This is a genomic window from Spiroplasma endosymbiont of Megaselia nigra (assembly GCF_003987485.1).
Taxonomy (GTDB): Bacteria; Bacillota_I; Bacilli_A; order Mycoplasmatales; family Mycoplasmataceae; genus Spiroplasma.
This window is the reverse complement of record NZ_RCOO01000083.1, coordinates 1-4,843: the sequence shown is the minus strand read 5'-3', so window position 1 is coordinate 4,843 and position 4,843 is coordinate 1. Positions and strand designations below refer to the sequence as shown.

Annotated in this window: 6 protein-coding genes and 1 pseudogene; 6 read left to right on the top strand and 1 reads right to left on the bottom strand. The window is 25.6% G+C overall.

Features of this window, described 5'->3' with window-relative positions; translation table 4 throughout:
- The 6 genes and pseudogenes from D9R21_RS07110 to D9R21_RS04335 all read left to right on the top strand — a co-directional run.
- Window positions 1-191: pseudogene (locus D9R21_RS07110) on the top strand (IS3 family transposase); the annotation flags it as partial.
- A 169-nt stretch (window positions 192-360) separates the two neighbouring features.
- Window positions 361-1,437 carry a peptide chain release factor 1 gene (prfA, locus tag D9R21_RS04355; protein WP_126821247.1) on the top strand — a complete coding sequence of 359 codons (1,077 nt, stop codon included), beginning with the start codon at window positions 361-363 and terminating at the stop codon, window positions 1,435-1,437.
- Window positions 1,437-2,297: a peptide chain release factor N(5)-glutamine methyltransferase gene (gene prmC, locus D9R21_RS04350; protein ID WP_126821246.1), complete on the top strand. Its 861-nt coding sequence runs from the start codon at window positions 1,437-1,439 to the stop codon at window positions 2,295-2,297. Before prfA ends, prmC begins: the two co-directional genes overlap by 1 nt.
- Window positions 2,298-2,332: 35 nt before the next feature.
- A complete protein-coding gene (locus tag D9R21_RS04345) occupies window positions 2,333-3,757 on the top strand; it encodes a polypeptide chain release factor methylase (RefSeq protein ID WP_126821245.1) in 1,425 nt (474 codons plus the stop codon).
- A 19-nt stretch (window positions 3,758-3,776) separates the two neighbouring features.
- Complete coding sequence (locus tag D9R21_RS04340; RefSeq protein WP_126821244.1) at window positions 3,777-4,316, top strand: L-threonylcarbamoyladenylate synthase; 540 nt, start codon at window positions 3,777-3,779, stop codon at window positions 4,314-4,316.
- Window positions 4,317-4,327: 11 nt separating this feature from the next.
- The gene (locus D9R21_RS04335) at window positions 4,328-4,600 is read left to right on the top strand and encodes a tweety family protein (RefSeq protein ID WP_241568767.1); all 273 of its coding nucleotides are present in this window, start codon (window positions 4,328-4,330) and stop codon (window positions 4,598-4,600) included.
- Window positions 4,601-4,636: 36 nt separating this feature from the next.
- Here the strand turns inward: D9R21_RS04335 and D9R21_RS04330 are convergent.
- Window positions 4,637-4,843, bottom strand: a 207-nt coding sequence (locus D9R21_RS04330; protein ID WP_206609226.1) for an integrase core domain-containing protein, incomplete at its 5' end; no start/stop codon positions are given.

The following is a 4,843-nucleotide window of genomic DNA, read 5'->3' as shown; positions in this document are numbered from 1 at the left end:
CCGCTATTTATCACTATAAATGTGTCTCTAACGGTATTATAATTTCAATGGGTAAAAAATACCACTGTGCAGATAATATTGTTATAGAAAGTTTTCATTCATTACTTAAGAAAGCTACAATCCATAATAAAATATATAATTCACATGAAGAATATATACAAGATGTTATAAAATGAAATACATGATATTAAAATCGTAAAGAAAAAGATATAATAAAAAAAATAGTAAATACTTTTTATTAGTACTTACTAAAATGGGTGCAGTCTATATTATGATTTTTTTTATTATAATGAATTAAATTAATCATTATTATTTAAAATATATTATAATTGTTAAGTGTCTAAAAAAGAGGTGAAGCAAATGAATCAAAAAACAATTGAACGATTAGAAACGATGTTAAAGCGGTGAAATTTAATTAATGAAGAATTAACAAAACCAGAAATAGTTAATGATGTAAAAAAGTTAACTAGTTTAGCAAAAGAACAAGCACAATTAGAGGAAACCGTTGCTTTATACTTAAATTATAAAAATGTTTTAAATAATATTAATGAAGCAAAATTAATTTTAGAGACAGAAAAGGATTATGAGTTAATTGAATTAGCAAAAGAAGAATTAAAAACCTCAGAAATAAGAAAAGAACAACTTACAGCAGAGTTAAAAGTAATGTTATTGCCAAAAGATCCTAATGATGATAAGAATGTTATTTTTGAAATTCGTGGAGCAGCAGGTGGTGATGAAGGAAACATTTTTGCTGGTGATTTATATCGAATGTATATAAAATATGCAGAACAACAACATTGAAAAGTAGAATTAATTGAAGCAAATGAATCAGAAGCAGGTGGCTTTTCTACAATTTCCTTTATGGTTAAAGGAGATCGTGTTTATTCAAAAATGAAATTTGAATCAGGAGCACATCGTGTTCAACGAATTCCAAAAACAGAAAGTAAAGGGCGAGTACATACATCAACAGCAACCGTTGCTGTTTTACCAGAAATTGAAGAAGTTGATTTTGAAATTAAAACTGCTGATTTAAAAATTGATACTTACCGTGCCTCAGGAGCAGGGGGACAACATGTTAATACAACTGATTCAGCTGTTCGAATTACTCATTTGCCAACAGGATTTGTTGTAACTTCCCAAGATGGCCGTAGTCAACATGATAATAAGGCATTAGCAATGCAACATTTACGAAGTAAATTATATGAAGAACAGCAACGTAAAATTAACGAAGAGCGTGGAACATTAAGAAAAGATGCAGTAGGAACAGGCGACCGGAGTGAAAAAATTCGAACATATAATTATCCTCAGAATCGGGTTACTGATCATCGTATTAATTTAACACTACAAAAATTAGACCAAATTATGGAAGGTAATTTAGATGAAATTGTAGTACCATTAATTAATGAAGAACAAAGATTGAAAATGGAAGGAAACTAATGACAGTTAATGAATTAATTCAAAAGTCAGAAGATTATTTGAAAGACTCGAATAATGCTAATTATCTTGCCGATATTAAAATTTTAATAGCATTTTTTATGAAAACTTCATTAGCAAAATTATATGCAATTCAAAATGATAAAATTAATTTTAAGATTGATGATTATTGACAACAGTTAATGGCATATCGTAATGGAAAACCAATCCAACATATTACTAATTTACAAAATTTTTATGGATATGATTTTTATGTTGATTATAATGTTTTAATTCCTCGCTATGAAACAGAAGAATTAGTTGATAATATTAATATTATAATTGATGAAATATTGCTTAATAATGGTGATAAACCATTAACTTTAATTGATATTGGAACTGGGAGCGGAGCAATTGCAATTAGTTTAGGCTTAGAAAATCCAAGTTTAACAATTTATGCTAGTGATATTTCAACTGAAGCATTAAAAGTAGCAAAAAGAAATATTAAGCAGTTAAATTGCAAAAATGTTAAATTATTGGAAGGTGATATGCTAGAACCATTTATTAAAAATAAGATTAAAGCTGATCTACTAGTTTGTAATCCACCTTATATTCCAAAGAATCAAAATATTAGTAATCGTGTTAAAAATTATGAACCACATGTTGCTTTGTTTAGTGATATTGATGGCCTATATTTTTATCGAGAAATTTTTCAAAATTGACAAAAGGTTGTTAAAAAAAATGGCATTTTATGTTTTGAACATGGTTATGACCAAAAAAAAGATTTAGAAAAACTAGTAAAAGAATATTTTCCAAATCAGAAATATTATTTTCAAAAAGATATAAATAAAAAATGACGAATTTTATTTATTAATATTTTGTAGTAAAATAAAAGAAACTTAAGTGTGGGGTGCAGGATATGGAAGATAAACTTAAAAATATTAAAAGAACTCGCATTATTAGTATTGCTTTTTTATTAGTTTTATTTATTATGGTCCCATATTTTACTTTTATATATGTATCACATAGTGATCAACTTTTAAAAAAATACTTTAATTTTATTGCAACAGTACCTAAGGATGTGTTAACAACATTTACAACACCTAATCTACCAAATGAGTTTTTAATCTTTGGTTTGCCATATATTGCGTTAGGAACATTAACAGGTGCCATTATTAGTAGTGTTTTTTACATTAATCATCAAAAACGAACAGTTAATTTTAATAATAGAATGTTGTTAATTGGAACAGTTTTTATTATTTCTTTTTTATTTAGTGCTTGTTTATTATTTTCACTTGCAGAATATTATTATGATTTATTTACAGAGTGATGTCGTTCTTTAAGAGGTGGTTATACTGGTCCTGAGTTTGTTAAAAATATTCAAGATATGATTCATAAAGATATTCCAAATCGAGATGCAATTGTTAAAGCATTAATTAATTTAGCAACAGGGCCTGGAACAAAAAATAAATATCCATTAACATGAATTGGTCTTAATGCTATTTGATGAATTACAGGATTACAAATGATTTTTATTATTTTTATTATGTTGAAAGTTAGTTTTAAATTAGAATGATTATTAAATGATAATATTAATCCAACTAAAAAAGAAGAATTATTTGTTTTAAAAGATACATTTAATCAAAGTCGTCTTAAAAAGTTTATTAGTCTATATTTAATTCCAAATGAATTTAATATTTCACTATGAGTCGTTTTTTTTTCAAGTATGGTTTTTATTCCCCAATTTGTTTATACAATTATTATTGGCAGTAGTTTTACTGATGCAAACCGGTTTTTTTTATTTTCTTACTTTTATCCACAATTAACAATTAATGCTATTATACCGAATACAACTAGTATTTTAGATCAACCAAATATTGATTATTTTGAGATGACAATGAATATGCCCAGGTCAGGAATTTTTATTAGTGTTGTACCAATTGTTTCTTCTGCTTTAATTATTTCAATGTTATTTGCATTTACTTTTGTAATGTTGAAAAAACCAAATTTAACTAAAAAAGGTTTTATTAGTTTTTATGTTAGTTTTTTAATTGTAACTGGGACTTCACTAGTAATTTTTCTGGTTTCTCAATATGAATTAACAAAAGCAGTTGATTATTGAAATAGTCAAAGTGATAATTTTAAAGAAACAGTAATGAAGCCACTTTTTAAAACAAGACATTTAGATTACTTTTGATTACAAGGAAATGAATTATTAGCAAGTGGTATTCTATTATCTGCCTTCATTACTGTTTTATCAATTATTGCTCTTTCACATATTTCAAAAATTAAAAGTAATCATATTAGCAATGAACAAATTAAATCAAATTCAAAGGGTTCATAAGAAAGGAGGCTAATTATATATGAAAGTATATATTGTAAAAGATCGTAAAGAGATTATTGCTGGTTATTTAGCAGAAAAAGTTATTATTGTTCCAACAGATACTATTTATGGTATGACGTGTATTATTAGTTCACCAGTAGCAAAAGCGAGAATTTTTAAAGTTAAAGGACGATCAGAAAAAATGTATTTATCAGTTATTGTTAGTTCAGTTCGTATGGCGAAGAATTTTATTGAATTGCCACGTGATGATTTAAAGCTCTTTAAAAAGAATGAAACTATTACTATAATAGGTAACATAAAAGATGATATTAATAAGCTTTATAACATTACAGAAGATAATACAATTGGGATTAGAATTACAAAATCAAAATGATTAAAAAAAATTATTAATAAGGTTGGGCCAATTTATGGGACAAGTGTAAATATTAGCGGTCAAAATTATGCTAAAGAATTTAATGATCTTCAAAAATTTAATGTTCATATTATTGTTGACGCTGGTTATTTAGATAATCGTCCTTCAAAGATTTATAATTCTTTAACAAAAGAATTTATTAGATAAGGAGGCAAAAAATGGCAAAAAAAATAAATAAAAAACAATGATCATGATATCGAATTATTAATGTTGTTGTTTTATGTATCTTAATTTTGTTAACATGTATTTTTACTGTTTTATTTATTATTAACCAAGAAAAATATACTGTTGCTTTCTTAATTACAATCTTATTTTTAGGTGTATGAGTTATTGGTTACTTTATGGGGCATTTCTTTTTTATGAATAAAGATAATCTTCGAATTGGGACAAGAAAAATAATGAGGGACTATCGTAAAAAAGATGATGATTAGAGTGCACCCCAAAAAGTAAGTATTAGTAAAAAAGGTTTATAAACTTTTATTTATTATATCCTTTTCTTTGCGGCTTGAATATCATTTATTTCATTTTTTAACATCATTAATATATTCGTCATGCGATAAGTAAATATTGTTATTAATTGTTGCTTTTTTTAATAAAGAATGAAAACTTTCAATAACAATATTATCAGCACAATGATAATTTTTACCCATAGAAATTCTAATTCCATTAGATAT